General features: G+C 70.4%; 14 protein-coding genes. 4 read left to right on the top strand and 10 right to left on the bottom strand.

Translation table 11 applies throughout. The annotated features are described in order from the left end of the window. Positions 1-8 precede the first annotated feature (8 nt). Genes ACG83_RS29340 through ACG83_RS29320 form a run of 5 tightly spaced genes read right to left on the bottom strand, consistent with a single transcriptional unit; the run spans position 9 to position 5,360 of the window. Positions 9-1,010 carry an ABC transporter permease gene (locus tag ACG83_RS29340; protein WP_083473654.1) on the bottom strand — a complete coding sequence of 334 codons (1,002 nt, stop codon included), beginning with the start codon at positions 1,008-1,010 and terminating at the stop codon, positions 9-11. After that, the gene (locus ACG83_RS29335) at positions 1,007-1,939 is read right to left on the bottom strand and encodes an ABC transporter permease (RefSeq protein WP_083473693.1); all 933 of its coding nucleotides are present in this window, start codon (positions 1,937-1,939) and stop codon (positions 1,007-1,009) included. Before ACG83_RS29335 ends, ACG83_RS29340 begins: the two co-directional genes overlap by 4 nt. Before the next feature lie 41 nt (positions 1,940-1,980). Beyond that, entirely contained in the window at positions 1,981-3,672 is a 1,692-nt protein-coding gene (locus tag ACG83_RS29330) for an ABC transporter substrate-binding protein (RefSeq protein ID WP_054569467.1), read from the bottom strand. A gap of 33 nt (positions 3,673-3,705) precedes the next feature. Then, the gene (locus ACG83_RS29325; RefSeq protein ID WP_054569466.1) at positions 3,706-4,464 is read right to left on the bottom strand and encodes an ABC transporter ATP-binding protein; all 759 of its coding nucleotides are present in this window, start codon (positions 4,462-4,464) and stop codon (positions 3,706-3,708) included. Beyond that, entirely contained in the window at positions 4,437-5,360 is a 924-nt protein-coding gene (locus ACG83_RS29320) for an ABC transporter permease (protein WP_200931398.1), read from the bottom strand. Before ACG83_RS29320 ends, ACG83_RS29325 begins: the two co-directional genes overlap by 28 nt. A gap of 490 nt (positions 5,361-5,850) precedes the next feature. On the opposite strand from ACG83_RS29320, the gene ACG83_RS29315 reads away from it, so the two are divergent. Together ACG83_RS29315 and ACG83_RS47070 are read left to right on the top strand one after the other, a co-directional pair. Next, complete coding sequence (locus ACG83_RS29315; RefSeq protein ID WP_235498264.1) at positions 5,851-6,636, top strand: ABC transporter substrate-binding protein; 786 nt, start codon at positions 5,851-5,853, stop codon at positions 6,634-6,636. A gap of 101 nt (positions 6,637-6,737) precedes the next feature. Beyond that, positions 6,738-6,887: a hypothetical protein gene (locus tag ACG83_RS47070; RefSeq protein ID WP_235498263.1), complete on the top strand. Its 150-nt coding sequence runs from the start codon at positions 6,738-6,740 to the stop codon at positions 6,885-6,887. 81 nt (positions 6,888-6,968) lie between these two features. On the opposite strand, the gene ACG83_RS29310 is transcribed toward ACG83_RS47070, so the two are convergent. Further along, positions 6,969-8,042, bottom strand: coding sequence for an AI-2E family transporter (locus ACG83_RS29310; RefSeq protein ID WP_235498262.1), 1,074 nt, complete (start codon positions 8,040-8,042; stop codon positions 6,969-6,971). 451 nt (positions 8,043-8,493) lie between these two features. Continuing rightward, the gene (locus tag ACG83_RS29305) at positions 8,494-9,417 is read right to left on the bottom strand and encodes a nitronate monooxygenase family protein (RefSeq protein ID WP_054569463.1); all 924 of its coding nucleotides are present in this window, start codon (positions 9,415-9,417) and stop codon (positions 8,494-8,496) included. Between the two features lie 242 nt (positions 9,418-9,659). On the opposite strand from ACG83_RS29305, the gene ACG83_RS29300 reads away from it, so the two are divergent. After that, entirely contained in the window at positions 9,660-10,295 is a 636-nt protein-coding gene (locus ACG83_RS29300) for a class I adenylate-forming enzyme family protein (RefSeq protein ID WP_235498261.1), read from the top strand. Between the two features lie 91 nt (positions 10,296-10,386). Here the strand turns inward: ACG83_RS29300 and ACG83_RS29295 are convergent, their stop codons facing one another. Next, entirely contained in the window at positions 10,387-11,133 is a 747-nt protein-coding gene (locus ACG83_RS29295) for a TetR family transcriptional regulator (RefSeq protein WP_083473653.1), read from the bottom strand. A gap of 77 nt (positions 11,134-11,210) precedes the next feature. Continuing rightward, positions 11,211-12,116 (bottom strand): polysaccharide deacetylase family protein, encoded by a 906-nt coding sequence (locus tag ACG83_RS29290; protein WP_054569461.1) that lies wholly within the window; start codon positions 12,114-12,116, stop codon positions 11,211-11,213. A gap of 645 nt (positions 12,117-12,761) precedes the next feature. On the opposite strand from ACG83_RS29290, the gene ACG83_RS29285 reads away from it, so the two are divergent. Further along, positions 12,762-13,205: a transglycosylase SLT domain-containing protein gene (locus tag ACG83_RS29285; protein ID WP_083473652.1), complete on the top strand. Its 444-nt coding sequence runs from the start codon at positions 12,762-12,764 to the stop codon at positions 13,203-13,205. A gap of 117 nt (positions 13,206-13,322) precedes the next feature. Here the strand turns inward: ACG83_RS29285 and ACG83_RS29280 are convergent, their stop codons facing one another. Further along, positions 13,323-14,201: a hypothetical protein gene (locus tag ACG83_RS29280; protein ID WP_152991547.1), complete on the bottom strand. Its 879-nt coding sequence runs from the start codon at positions 14,199-14,201 to the stop codon at positions 13,323-13,325. Positions 14,202-14,272: the final 71 nt, after the last annotated feature.

The following is a 14,272-nucleotide window of genomic DNA, read 5'->3' as shown; positions in this document are numbered from 1 at the left end:
CGGCCCGGTCATCGGCCCGCCCGCCAGTCGACCCGTCCGGCGAAACGGGCCTGCGCGTACCGGCCGACGACCGTCACGGCGATCACGGTTCCGGTGATCGCCGCACCCGGGAACACCCCCGTCCACCAGGCGGTCTGGAGGAAGTCGCGACCCTCGGACAGCATCAGGCCCCACTCCGGGCTCGGCGGGCTCGACCCGAGGCCGAGGAAGCTCAACGCGGAGGCGTACATGAGCGCGGTACCGAACCCGACCGTGGCCAGGACCAGCACCGGGCCGAGCGCGTTGGGCAGGACATGGCGGGCGACCACCACACCACGGCGCAGGCCGAGCCCGACCGCGGCCTCGACATAGCCGGAGCGCAGCACCAGCATCGCCTCGGTGCGCACCAGCCGCCCGTACACCGGAATGAGGGCGATCGCGATCGCGATCACGGTGTTCGCCGTTCCGGCGCCGAGCACGGCGACCACCAGCAGCGCGAGCAGCACCGGGGGCAGCGCGAGCGTGACGTCCGTCAGCCAGGTGAGGATCCGCTCCATCCCGCGCCCGCCGAGCGCTGTGGCCAGGCCCAGCACCACACCACCGGCGACGGCGAGGCCGATCGCGGCGAGGCCGAGCAGCAGCGACGTGCGGGCACCGTAGACGACGCGGGTGAACACGTCGCGGCCGAGCTGGTCGGTGCCGAACCAGTGGCCTGCGCCCGGCCCGGCCAGCGCGTGCACGGGGTCGATGTCGGTTGGCGCGGCGTCGGTCAGCAGCCCCGGCGCGGCCGCGACGAAGGCAGCCAGCGCCAGTACCGCCGCCGCGACGACGACACCCGGCCGGGGGACCGACCAGTCGCGTGGACCCGGACGCCGGGCGCCGCCCGTGAGCACGGTGTCGATGCCCGCCCCGGTGCCCGCCCCGGTGTCTATGCCCGCCGCGGGGCTGCCGCCGGCCTCGGGGCCGCTACCGGTCTCGGGGCTGTCGCCGGTCCCGGTGTCGATGTCCGTCCGGGTGTCGGTGTTCGTCACAGAGCTGCCGCCGTCCGTAGCCGTGGGTCGAGCGCCAGCTGCACCAGGTCCACCAGGATGAACACGACGGCCACCACCGTGGCGGTCAGCAGGACCACGCCCAGCACGACCGGCATGTCCCGGCTGGCGACCGCCTGCAGCACCAGCGAACCGAGGCCGGGGCGACCGAAGACGGTCTCCACCAGCACCGCGCCGCCCAGCAGCGAACCCGTCACCCAGCCGGTCAGCGTGAGCAGCGGGGCCGCCGCGTGCCGGACCGCGTGCCGCAGCCGCACCCCGATCCGGCTGCGGCCCCGGGCCCGGGCAGCGACGACGAACGGCTGTTCCAGCGCCGTCTCGATGCCCTCCCGCAGCACCTGTGCCAGCACCCCGGCGACGGGCAGCGCGAGGGTGACCGCCGGCAGCACCAGCGCCCTGAGGTCCTGCGCACCCGCCACCGGGAAGAGGTTCAGGCGGAACGAGAACACTGTCAGCAGCACGATCCCCAGCCAGAACTGCGGGGTGGACAGCGCCACCAGCTCCAGCAGCGTGACCACGGCGCGCAGTGCCGAGCGGCGGCCTGCCGTGACCACCGCGGAGACCACCGCGATGACCACGGCGAGGGTGACGCTCGCCGCGACGAGCTGCACCGTCGGCCACAGCTGCTCCCCGATGAGCGTGGTGACCGGCTGCTGGAGCTGGTAGGACCGGCCCAGGTCGCCCGTCACCAGATCACCGAGGTAGTGCAGGTAGCGCACCGGTACCGGCTCGTCGAACCCGAAGTCGGCCCTGATCTGCTCGCGGACCTGTGGGGACGCCGTCGTGGCCGGCCCCAGCATGACCGCCACCGGGTCCCCGGGCAGCAGCTGCAACGCGGCGAACGCGAGGGTCGCCGCGCCGAGGACGACCGCGCCCGCGCGGGCGAGCCGCCGCCCGACCGCGCGCAGCACGATCCACCCCCGTGGCCGTGTCCGAACGGGTTCGACGGCCTTCACTTTCGGTCGCGCCAGGCGTCGTAGAACTGCGGCCAGGCGTTCGTGTCGAAGGCGATCCCGTGGACGTGCCTGCCGGCCGCGAGGATGGACGACGGTGTGTAGACGGGCACGACCGCGCCGATCTTGACCACCCGCTGCTGGGTGCGCGCGTAGACGTCGTCACGGACCTTCTCGTCGAAGGTGCCCGCACCGGTCGTCGTCCAGGTGTCCACCTCGGGGTCCTTCACGAACGCGGCGTTCTGGCCGCCGCCGGCCAGAGTGCTGGCCGAGTGGAAGAACAGCCGCAGCACGTCCGGCTCGAACCGGGCCCAGCTGAAGTCCAGGACGGCGTACTTGCCGGCGTACGCCTCCTTCAGGTACGTGCCGGCGTCGAGGGACGGGCGGGTGAGCTCGATGCCGATCTTCTTGAGGTCCTCCTGGAACGCCTGGCCGAGGACGTCACGCTGTTCGCGGACGGTGGCCGGGATGATCGGCCAGGCGACGGTGAGCCGGTGGCCGTCACGGGTGCGGTAGCCGTCGGCGTCACGGCCCGTCCAGCCGGCCTCGTCGAGCAGCTGGTTGGCCTTGGCCGGGTCGTAGGGCCAGCTGTTCTCCAGGCCCTTGTCGTAGGAGGGCGTGACCGCGGTGAGCGGGCTCCAGGAACGCTTGTACTGGCCGAAGTAGACGGTCTTCACGTCCTGGTCGATGTTCAGGCCACGCTGGAAGGCGACGCGCACCCGCTCGTCGGTGAACGGTGCCAGCGTGGTGTTCAGGTAGAGGCTGTACGGCGAGCCGGCCGCGTCGCGGCGCAGCACCTGCAGGCGCCCGTTCGCCTCGACCGCGGCCACGTTCGCCGGCGGCACCGCACCGGCGACGTCGATCTGGCCGCTGGTCAGCGAGCCGATCCGGGTGGAGTTCTCCTTGAGAACGCGGATCGTCAACGTGTCCAGGTAGGCGGCGCCGGTGTGCTTCGCGGTCGCCGGCGCCCAGTTGTACGCCGGGTTCTTCGTCAGGACGATGCTCTGGCCCTTGGTGTAGCCGGTGAAGGTGAACGGCCCCGTGCCGACCGCCACCGGGCCACCGCCGCACAGCTTGTCGGCGTCGGCGGCGAGCGTCTTCGGCGAGTAGAAACCGAGATAGGCGGTGCTGGCCGCCTGCAGGAACGGCGCGAAGGGCTGGGCGAAGTTCACCCGGGCGGTGAACTGGTCGACGACGTCGGTGCCGGTGTAGCTGCCGAGCAGGCTCGCGGCGTACCGCGACTTCGTCGTGGGCGCCTTGATGTGGTCGAAGTTCGCCTTCACGGCGGCGGCGTCGAAGCGGGTGCCGTCGGTGAACGTGACGTCCTGGCGGAGCTTGAAGGTGTAGCTCTTCAGGTCTGGCGAGGTCTCCCAGGAGCTCGCCAGCCACGGGTGGAACGTGCCGGACTCGTCCTCCGCGACGAGCGAGTCGAACACGTTGCGCTGGATGGCCGCGGTGATGTCCTGCGGGCTGACGTGGATGTCGAAGCAGGTCGGCTCGGTGTCGATCGCGTAGGTGACCGACCCGCCCGCGACCGGTTTCTCGGTGCCGCCGGTGCCTGCGCCGGCGGCGCCCGGAGCGGGGTCGTCGTCGGAGCCGCAGGCGGTGAGCAGGAGTCCCGCGGCGAGCGTCGCCGCCACCGCGAGTCGTAGGGGCCGTGCCACTGGACGTCCGGGTCTGGGGAAGCGCATCGATGAACTCCGGGGGTGTTGGGACGGCTTTCGTCAGGAAGGGGAGGAGGCCCCGACGCCGAGCCGGGCGAGGAGCTCGGCGCGCAGCTCGACGAACGCCGGGTCGGTCACGGCGCGCGGCCGTGGCAGCGTGACGTCCACGCTGTGCGAGATCACGCCGTCCTCCATGACCAGCGCCCGGTCGGCGAGCAGCAACGCCTCCTCGACGTCGTGCGTGACCAGCAGGATCGCCGGGCGGTGCCGCTGCCACAGCTGCTCGACCAGGCCCTGCACGCGGATCCGGGTCAGGGCGTCGAGCGCGCCGAACGGCTCGTCGAGCAGCATCAGCTCGGGGTCACGCACGAGCGCCCGGGCCAGCGACGCACGCTGCGCCTCGCCGCCGGAGAGCGTCTTGGGCCAGGCGTCGGCACGGTCGGCCAGCCCCACCTCCGTCAGTGCCGCGAGCGCGCGGGCCCGGTCCGGCCGGCCGGGCAGGCCGAGAACGACGTTGCGCCACACCCGTTTCCACGGCAGCAGCCGCGGCGACTGGAAGGCCACCGCGCGCCGGGACGCGATCTGGACCTCGCCGCTGATCTCGTTGTCCAGGTCGGCGAGGATCCGCAGCAGGGTGCTCTTGCCACAGCCGCTGCGGCCGAGCAGGCAGACGAACTGCCCGGCCGGGACGGACAGGCTGAGGTCGTCGATGACCGTGGTGTCGCCGAAGGAGCGGCGCAGGTTGCGGACGATGACCGCGGGTGGGGCTTCGGTGCCCCCGCCGGCGGTGGTCAAGCTCCGCTGAAGGCCGGTCGCCATGACAGCAGCAGCCTTTCGAGTAGTCGGACGACGGCGTCGACGGCGAGCCCGAGCAGGGCGTAGACCACGAGGCAGACGACGATGATGTCGGTGCGCTGGAACTCCTGGGCCCGGTTCATCAGGTGCCCCAGGCCCCGGTTGGCGTTGATCTGCTCGGCGAAGATGAGCGCAAGCCACGCGATCCCGAGCGAGAACCGCAGGCCCACCAGGACGTTCGGCAGCGCCCCCGGCAGGATGACGTGCCGGATCAGCCCCGCCCGGCCGAGCCCCACCGTGCGCGCGGCCTCGACGAGGGTCGCGTCGACGTTCCGGATGCCGGCATAGGTGTTGAGGTACAGCGGGAACGCGACGCCGAAGGCGACGAGGGCGGTTTTCGGCCGTTCCCCGATGCCGAACCAGATGATGAAAAGCGGGATGAGGCCCACGAAGGGAACAGTGCGGATCATTTGGACCGCGGCGTCTATGAGGTCTTCACCGAGCCGGAACAGCCCGGCCAGGAGTGCCAGCGTGATGCCGATGAATCCGCCCAGCAGCAGGCCGCTTCCGGCGCGCCGCAGTGACACCAGGATGGCCCGGGGGAGCTCACCGCTGCCCATCAGGTCGGCGAACGTCGTGACCACCGTCCACGGCGAGGCGAGAAGCTCGGTGGAAGCGCTTCCGGTCCACACCGCGATCTGCCACGCCGCCAGCAGGAACAACGGTCCCACCGGGCGCCGTGCCCAGCGGGGTAATCCCCGCCGCCGCGCACCGGCGGGCACGACGGTGGTCAGAACCGGCGCCACCTCTACCGGTGTTCCGGATGTTCCCGGTGTTCCTGGTGAGTGTGTTTTCTCCCTGTTCTCGCCGGAGGTGCTGCTCTCGCCGCCCATGCCGGCGGGAAAGGTCTGAAGGGTCACGAGTTCTCCCGTCGAGGGCGCGCGAGTCATCGCCGTGAAGAGCAGTCACGGTCGCCGGCGAGAACGGGGGAGACGGCGGCGGTGGTCGCCTCGGTGAGCCTTTTCCATCTCACGGTCCGCAGGCAGGGATGCCGCCGGTCCGAGTCGGCGATGGAAAGGCTCAGCCGTCAGCCCGGTGCCGGGGACACGCGGCGGACTTGATCCGCTGCAGGTCGATGTGACTCCGGGTGACCAGCCGAACTGATCTGTACACGGGAGCAACCGAAACATGCCCGGCAGGCTGGGTCAATGGGTCTGAATGTGTGATGGAAGTCACTTCTTCACTTTTTAGGTCGTCAAAGATGAATTACTGACAGTGCTGTACCGTGCTCGGTGGGACGCGGCCGAGATGAGGTCGATCCTGTCTGTCAGCAAAATGTCACCGGGCTGCCCGGTCCGCCCTGGTGGGCTGCCCGTCCCGGCCTGATCCCTGACCCCGGAGCGTTGTGCGATGGTGCGCGTGTTCAGACTGCTCGGATCCCGGCTGCGGGTCGGCGTCGCGGCCCTGGTGGCCGTCGTGGCCGTGGTGGCGGTCACCGCCTGCGGGTCGGACTCCGACGACGCCCCGGCGGCCACCACGGCCACCGGGCGGCCCGACCTCTCAGGTGTGACGCTGCGGGTCGCCGACCAGGTCGGCCAGCTGAAGGCACTGCTCGAGGCCTCGGGCGTCCTCGCGGACGTCCCGTACAAGATCGAGTGGTCGGACTTCTCCGCCGCCGCCCCGCTGCTGCAGGCGCTGCGCGCCGGCGCGGCCGACATCGGGCAGGCCGGTGACGCGCCCATCCTCAACGCGCTCGGTGCCGGCGCGCCGCTGAAGGTCGTCGGGGCGGCCCGAACCTCCCCGAAGGGCGTCGCGATCCTCGTTCCCAAGGACTCGCCGATCCGTACCGTCGCCGACCTGCGTGGAAAGACGGTGTCCCCGTCGACCGAGGGCAGCATCGGGCACTACCTGCTGCTCGGCGCGCTCAAGGAGGCCGGGCTGACCCCCGACGACCTGACGATCTCGTTCCTGGCCCCGCCGGCTCGTTCCTGGCCCCGCCGGCCGCGTCGGCTGCCTTTGACGCTCACCAGATCGACGCCTGGGCGACCTGGGATCCCTACGTCGCGCTCGCCGAACGCAAGGGCGCCCGCATCGTCCGCGACGGCGAGGGGATCAACAGCGGCCTGGGCTTCGTCGTCGCCACCGAGGACGCGGTCGAGGACGCGGGGACCAAGGCGGCGATCGCCGACTTCCTGACCCGGCAGCGCAACGCGTTCATCTGGTCGAACCAGCACCAGGGCGAGTTCTCGAAGATCTTCGCGTCGCTGACGAAACTGCCCGAGCCGGTGGCCCTCGACGTGCTCAGGCGCCGCCAGTGGAGCGCGCCCCCGATCGACGACCAGATCGTCAGCCAGTTCCAGAAGTCCGCCGACGTCTACGCCGAGGCCGGTGTGCTCGAGAAGAAGCTCGACGTGAAGCCCTTCTTCGTCCGCTCCCTGACCTCCTGACGAGGGTCGCCGACGGGGCCGCCCGCCGGGCCCGCATGCGAGGTTGGTCATCGCGGCGAAGCGGTGCGGCCTCTCGTGGCCTCACGGAGACTGCGTTCCTGACTGGGCGGAGGGCGTGGCACCCTCGTCCGCGGCCTCAGCCGTCGTATCGCCGAGAAGCGGGCGCAACCACTGGGCAGCGGGATCGGAGTCGATGAGCAGAGCCTTGGTCAGCAACGTCATCGGAACCGCGAGCAGCGCCCCGAGCGGGCCGAGAACGAGCGTCCAGAAGACCACCGAGAAGAAGGTCAGCGTCGCGGACAGACTCACCACGTTCCCGACGACCTTCGGCTGGATGAACGACTGCACGACCATGTTGATCGATGAATAGACCGCCACGACCCAGAGCATGCGGGCGACCCCGCCCTCGAGCAGGCCGAGCAGCGCAGGTGGGAGCAGGCCCACCAGGAACCCGATGTTGGGGATGTAGTTGGTGATGAACGACAGCAGCCCCCACAGCAGCGGCAGCGGAATCGCCAGCCAGTGCAGCGCAAGCACATCGAGCGCCGCGACGACCAGCCCGAAGAGCGAGGAAACGGCAAGATAGCGGCGTGTGTTGCGGGCGAACGCCCGCAACGCGTTCACCAGGAGCGGCCGCGACTCGGCGGCCATGTCGAGCCGGCGCGCAAGCTGATCGCCGTCGATCGCCAGGAAGAAGACCAGAGCGACGAGGAACATCAGATTCGACCCCGCCGAGGTCAGCCCGGAAAGAATGTTCTGCAGCAGGCCGGACAGTTTGGACAGGTCGAGCCGGCCGACCGTCGTGCTGGCCTGCTCCGGCGTGACGCCGAGATCCTCCAGCCGTCGGGCCGCCTGGTTGAGCAGCTTGTCGAACTGTGTGGCGTAGTCCGGCAGCAGCGTGACAAGTCGGGCGGCCGCCGCGACCAGGGCGACCACCAGACCGGCCATGATCGTATAGATAGTCGTCATCGTCACGGCGATGCCGACCCACCCGGGTGCGCCGCGGCGGCGTAGGCGCGCCTGCAGCGGATGGCACGTGACGACGAGGACCAACGCCAGGAATGCCGCGGCCAGAGTGTCCCGGAAGGCCCGCATCCCGGCTATGGCAACGGTCGACGAAGCCAGTCCCAGCAGAATAGCCGTCGAACGCGTCAACGATCCTTTTGGGGTATTGACTGACGACATCGGCACCGTATTCCGACCCTTCTGCACTCGCGCATGCCGAGAGGCATCGACGCGATGCCGATGAGCTCTACCAGTGGAGGGCGACGGATGTCGCGATGCCGCTGACCAGGAAATGTACCCCACTCATCGAGGGAGGAAGAACGGCATATCCCGTCCATGTCGACGCATTGATCGCGGTACGGCGGTGGGGCCGAGGCGCGACGCCGACCTCGTCGTGCAAACGTCGGCCGAGTACGACGTCGACGTGCTCGCACTGTCTGTCGAGACGGCGGACGAATCGAACCATCACGACGGTTGAGATGCCTCCGCCTGGGGTCCGCCGGCAGCTGACGTTCCGGGATCCGCCAGGGCGGACCCGCTCGAACGAACGTTTCAATCCTGAGTCCACGACAGGCTGCTGGCCCCGTAGGCCTGCTCGCCCCTACGCCCTGAGCGCCGTGCTGGTGCGGGCCCGGGCCCGGTGCCATTCGTCGCTGGTCGCGGCCACGACGCCCGCGACCGTGGTGACCGCGTCGACGCCGGAGACGGTGTGCCCGGCGCTGCCCGCGGGCTGACCTGCGCCACCTGGGGGTACGACCATGCTGGCGGTGACCCCGTTGGGCGCGGTGCTCAGGGTGATGTCGTCGAGGCTGGCGCTGACGACGGCGGCACGCCATTTCGGGTCCGCGCCGCTTTCCCGAGTGGCGATGAACTTCGTGCCCATGTAGCCGAGGTCGTAGCCGAGCGTGACAGCTGCCCAGAGTGCCGTGCCGTCGCTGATACCGCCGGCGAGAACCAGCGGTCCGTCATAGAACCGGCGAACGGCGCGGGCGAAGGCGAACGGGTTGGCCCAGCCGGTGTGACCGCCCGCCCCGGCGCTGAGCAACACGAGACCGTCGGCGCCCGCGTCCACCGCCTTGTGTGCGTGCGCGAGCGAGGCGACGTCCGCGAGGACGCGACAGCCCGCGCGGTGAAGCGGGTCGATCACCGGAACCGGGTTTCCGACACTGGTGATGACCAGCTCGACGGAACGGCGCGCAATCGTCTGGAGGTCGTCGTCGAGGCGTTTGTTCGCCCGGTGCACGATCAGGTTGGCGGCGACCGGGCCAGGCGTGGGAACGCTGGCGGCATCGTCCGCGGTTGTTCCCGTGGTACGAACAGCAGCCGCGATCTCGTCGAGCCACTCGTCGAGCTCGGCGTTCGAACCGCAGTTGCTGGTCGGGAACGCCCCGACGATTCCGGCGGAACAGGCGGCGGCCACGAGGGCCGGGGTCGACACCCTGGTCATCGGCGCGGCGATCAGCGGCAGCACCAGCCGGTCGGCCGGGAGCGGCCAGCCGATCGGCACCTCGTCGTTCTGTCCCATGACGTCTCGCTCTCCCCTTTTGTGTGCCGCATCGGACTGATCACGTTCGCTGCCTGCCTGCCTGCGGCGGCTTGACCGTGTGATGCAGACCGCACTATAACGACCATAGACCTATAACGAGCATAGACGTCCCGAGGTTGGACGGCACGTGACCAACGGGGCCCGTGACGACAGATCGGGGAGTTGTGGGAGACACACGGAGTCGCCTGGGCACTGTCCGCCTGCCGGCTGTGCATCCGTTCGTGGGTGCCGACGTGCGGACGATGCTCGACGAACGGGCGCGGCGCCGGCGGGACCATCCGTTTCTGCTGTGGGAGCCGGCTCCCGGGGACGGGCCACGGCGTTCCTGGAGCTACGGCGAGTTCCACCGTGATGTGGAGGCCACCGCCGCCGGGCTCGCCGCCCGTGGCGTGACCGCAGGTGACACGTTGATCATCCATCTGGACAACAGCCCGGCCTTCCTGCACCTGTGGTTCGCGTGCGCGTGGCTCGGCGCGGTCGCGGTCGACGTCAACACCCGGTATGCCGAGGACGAGCTCGCCCATGCGATCGCGCTCACCGGGGCCGTCGCGATCGTGACCGATCCGCGGCTGGGTGCTGCGGGCACCGCCGCCGCGGCAGGACTGAGGTGGGTGGCTCGGCTGGACCCGGAGACGGGGACCGTGCCCGAGCTCTTCGCCGACCCGGCCACCGTGGCGCCGCGCCGGGCGCCCGACCCGAGCGCGCCGCTGTGCGTCCAGCTGACCTCGGGGACGACCTCGCGACCGAAGGCCGTGCTCTATACCCACGCCAACGCGCTGTGGGCGGCGAAGGTCGGCGCGGCGCACTGGCGGCTGTCACCGGACGACGCTGCGGCAGTGGGCACTCGAACGCCTTGACCCGCCGGCAGCGGAATGAGGCGTCCCCGAAGTGGGCAGGCAGCGCCGTCACGGCGGGCCGCCCGGCGGGGGGAGGGATCCGCGGATCTGATCAGCCAGCGCGATCCGGGCTCGGACTCCCTGGTCTCCCTGGTCTCGCTCGCTCGATCGCGGCTTCGACGCCGGCGACCAGGAGTTCGATCATGATCCGCAGCTGGACGTCGAGGTCGTAGGTGCCCATGAGCACGGCGTCGGGGCCGAGTTCGGGCCGGAGGAGCTCGGGCCGGACCCGGTAGGTCAGGCCCGATCCGCCGGCCACCGGTTCCATGGTCCGCGCGGTGCGAACCGCGGCCTCGGCACGGGCATAGCCGAGGACCTGCAGGAGGAGGACCTTCGCGTAGGTTCCGGCATCCTCGTCGGTCAGCCCGGCCTGACGCATGATCGCGAGCGCCTCGCCCGACCACTGGGTGACAGCATGCGAGGTCGCGGTCGGCAGCAGATCCAGTACATGCGGATGCGCGAGCAGTTGTTCGCGCACGGCTGTGATGAACAGCCGTAGCCGTCGGTCCCAGGTCTGATCCGGGTCGGTGTTCAGCATCGTGTTCGAAAGGACGCGTTCGACGACCTGGTCGAGCAGTGCGGCTTTCGATCCGACATGCCAGTAGATGGTCGGCGCGCTCACGCCCAGCTGCTCGCCGAGCCGGCGGATCGTGAAACCGGCGACCCCGTCGGCGTCGATCAGGGCGAGTGCCGCCGTCACCACCGCGTCCGCGTCCAGCCCGACCGGCAGGTGCGACGTCGCCAGGCGCCGTGCGGCAGCGGCTCGGCGGTCAGGCACAACGTGACTGTAACGGTCCATGTCCTGACCACGGTGGCGACCATGGTGGAAGATCCAGCGTCGTTCCGGCCCGGTTGGCCGTCGGTGCGCCGTGCGGGTCAGCCCGTGGCGCGGGAGGTGCCGAACATCGTGTCGAGGGTGACGGGCTCCAGCTGGCGCTGTTCGATCAGTTCCTGGACCTGGTCGAACAGGCCGGTGATGGTGGGATGGTTCGCGTGGCCGAGCATGATCGTTCCAGGCTGGAGATAGCGCCGGGCCTCGTTCATCAGCTGCTCCGGGGTCAGCACGGCGGAGTCACCGAAGGAGCCGTTCCAGATCATGATGTTCGTGTAGCCGATCTCGGCGACGACGCCGTCCACGTGACTGTTGTGGGATCCATAGGGCGGCCGGAACCAGGGCCGGCTGGTGATGCCGAAGGTCCGCTGGATCCATTCCTCGTTCCGCTCGACGTCCGCCCGGATGTCCGCGTCCGCCCGGCCACGGGCGAGCAGGTTGCGGTGCGTCCAGGTGTGGTTGCCGATCTGTACCTGGCCGGCCTCGATGAGGGGCCGCAGGGCGGCGGCATGCCGGCCCCAGATCGCCTCGTAGCAGCCGTTCGGCTGAAAGGTGATCGGGATCCCGCTGCGTTGCGCGAAGGCTACGTAGGCGGCGACCACCTCGGGTGCGTAACCGTCGTCGATGGTCAGGGCGATCCGTCGGGTCTGGCCCGGCGCCTGGAAGACGACCTTCGGGGGGCCGGGGTGTGGCGGTGGGATCGGTGGCAGCGCCGGGCCGGACGACATGCTCACCGAGCCCACGGTGGCGCCCTGGTCAGCGGGCCCGCTGGCGCCGGCGGCCAGCGGCGCCGGATGCTGCGCCGGCTGACCGGTCGGCCTGGTCGGACCGCCGGTCGGCGGTGTCCGTTGCTGCGTCGGCTGCCCGGGCGGAATGGATCCGGACGAACATCCGACGAGGAACTGGGCGGCACCGATGCTCAGCAGCGACAGCAGCGTTCTGCGCTCCACGCCGCGACATTAGCAACGATCACGGCCACTCCACTCGTTAGCCGACCAGGTCGGCATCAAGGGGACGGATTTCGGGCCCGGCCGGGCCGATTTGTCGGCGACGGACCGGGGTGGACGGATCCGGGTGGCCTGGCTGGCCCGCGTGACTGGGGGGCGGATGGGGCCCGGCGCGGTGCGGCGGCGGCGGTTGGCGTCGTGACCCGGCCGCGACCCCGCTGCGAGGCGGCACTCCGCGGCGCAGGCCGGCCACGTCCTTGGCATCTCGCGGCCTTCTGAAACGTGACGCCGGTCACGGGCCGTTTGGTGATCTGCCTGTAGGTGACGGGGAAATGCGGAAAGTCAGCGATCGGGACCGTATCCGGTGACGCTGGGTGCTTGCCTTCGGTTCAAGATCCGGTCTAATGTTGTGCTCGTTCCGGTCGGAAGCACGAGTCCACCGGAGCGCTAACACCGGGCCGACGCCGAGTTCTGCCCACGGTTCCGGTGCATATCCTCTCTCATTTTCGCGGGGCAGAAACGGAGAACCCTGCCGGGGTTCTTCCGGGCGGGTGCGAAGAAGCATCGCCGCTGCGAGCCAGGCTTTTCGGCCAGTGTGCTCGCGTGCCCATTTCGGGCTTCCGTAGGTGTCGTGGGAAAGTATTTTTCTTGTCGATCCGACGCACAGTCAAGAGCAGCCTGCGTAACCGTCTCGCCGCCGTCACCATGGTGGGAGCCGTCACCACCGGTGTCGGGATTATGGCTGCCTCTCCGGCGAGCGCCGCCTCCGACTCGTCCATCGCCCTGGCCGCCAAGAGCGCGGGCCTGTCCGGCTGCCGTGGCGTGCCGACGTCCACCTGGGTCGCCATCGCGCTGGCCGAGTCCGGCGGCAACCCGAGCGCCCGGCTCGCCACCAGCATCGAGGACTCCCGGGGCCTCTGGCAGATCAACACCTGGGCGCACCCCTGGACCAAGGGCATCAACCTGTACGACACCCACGCCAACGCGGCCGCGGCGAAGAAGGTCTGTTCCATGCAGGGCCCGACCGCCTGGTCGACCTACAGCAACGGCGCCTACCTGAAGTACCTCGGCCGCGGCCACGCCGCCGGCTGACCCGGCTGAGCTGAAGCAGGACCGCGCCCGTACGCCGACGCACGGCTGACACGGCGCGGAAGCTCGGACCCACGGAGGGCCTCCCCCAGTCGGGAGGCCTTCCGTCGTTTTCAGGGTTCACGGTGGGCCTGCCGGGCTCAACGTGGTCGGTGCTCGGCGGCCGGCGGCCACGAGCAACACGGTGCCCGCTCCGGCGGTGACCAGGCCGGCCACGGCGGTGGTCCGGATCTCGTCGCGCAGCGGCACGGTCAGCTGGTCGAGGACGGCCGTCGCGGCCTTCCTGAGCCTGTGGTCCCCGATGCCGTCGGTGACCGTGCCCGGGAGCCATACCGCCAGCGCCGCCCCGAGGGCGGCCATCGCGGCGGCAACGCCGAGGCCGACGATGACGAGCATGCGTCTGCGGTCGACGGCGGTCAGGACGGCGCCGGTGATCGTGGCGAGTGCGAGCGGTGGGAGCCAGAACGCGGCGCGGGTCAGCCAGCGGGCCGCCTGCCTGGCCCGGCCGATGTCGCCGACGGTCGCGACGGGCATGGTGACGGTCAGGGCGTCCAGCTGTTCCGGCGCGACGCCCAGGTCGGCGAGCTGGTGTGCCAGGGCGACGACGACCGGATTCAGCTCGATCGTCAGCAGGCCGTGGCTGTCCACGGCGACGACGCTGCCTGGCCGGCTGCGCAGGACCGCGACGAGCTGTTGGTGCGCGGTCCGGTTGGCGGCGGTCCAGATCGCGCTGAACGCGTCGCTGCGGACGAAGTCGAGCGTGATCCGGTAGGTCGCCTTTTCGACGCCGGCGGAAATCGGCCCGGAGAGGATGTCGGCGAGCGGGCCCGGCATGTCGTTCTGGGCGTCTGGGGAAAGACGTTTGCTGACGGCCTGCGCCACCTGTGTCGCCACCGCATCCTGGAGCGTGGGATTGCCGGCCAGTGGCGCGACGGTGCCGAGGTAGCGGTCGGTGTCGAGGATCTCGCCACGCAGCCAGCGGGCACTGACGGATGCCACGCAGAGGAGGCAGCCGAGGGTGCAGAGCGCGATCGTGGCGATCTGTCGGCGACGCCCCGGGCGGTTCGGTG

Origin of the sequence: Frankia sp. R43 (assembly GCF_001306465.1) — a bacterium.
In the GTDB taxonomy this organism is placed as follows: Bacteria; Actinomycetota; Actinomycetes; order Frankiales; family Frankiaceae; genus Parafrankia; species Parafrankia irregularis.
Note: the sequence above shows the minus strand (reverse complement) of the source record. Positions and strands in the feature narration are given on the sequence as shown.

Excerpts from the sequence above, each read along its gene's own strand:
- ACG83_RS29295 (WP_083473653.1), bottom strand. The coding sequence starts at position 11,133 with ATGGACCGTTACAGTCACGTTGTGCCTGACCGCCGAGCCGCTGCCGCA.
- ACG83_RS29325 (WP_054569466.1), bottom strand. The coding sequence starts at position 4,464 with ATGGCGACCGGCCTTCAGCGGAGCTTGACCACCGCCGGCGGGGGCACC.
- ACG83_RS29315 (WP_235498264.1), top strand. The coding sequence starts at position 5,851 with ATGGTGCGCGTGTTCAGACTGCTCGGATCCCGGCTGCGGGTCGGCGTC.
- ACG83_RS29305 (WP_054569463.1), bottom strand. The coding sequence starts at position 9,417 with ATGGGACAGAACGACGAGGTGCCGATCGGCTGGCCGCTCCCGGCCGAC.
- ACG83_RS29330 (WP_054569467.1), bottom strand. The coding sequence starts at position 3,672 with ATGCGCTTCCCCAGACCCGGACGTCCAGTGGCACGGCCCCTACGACTC.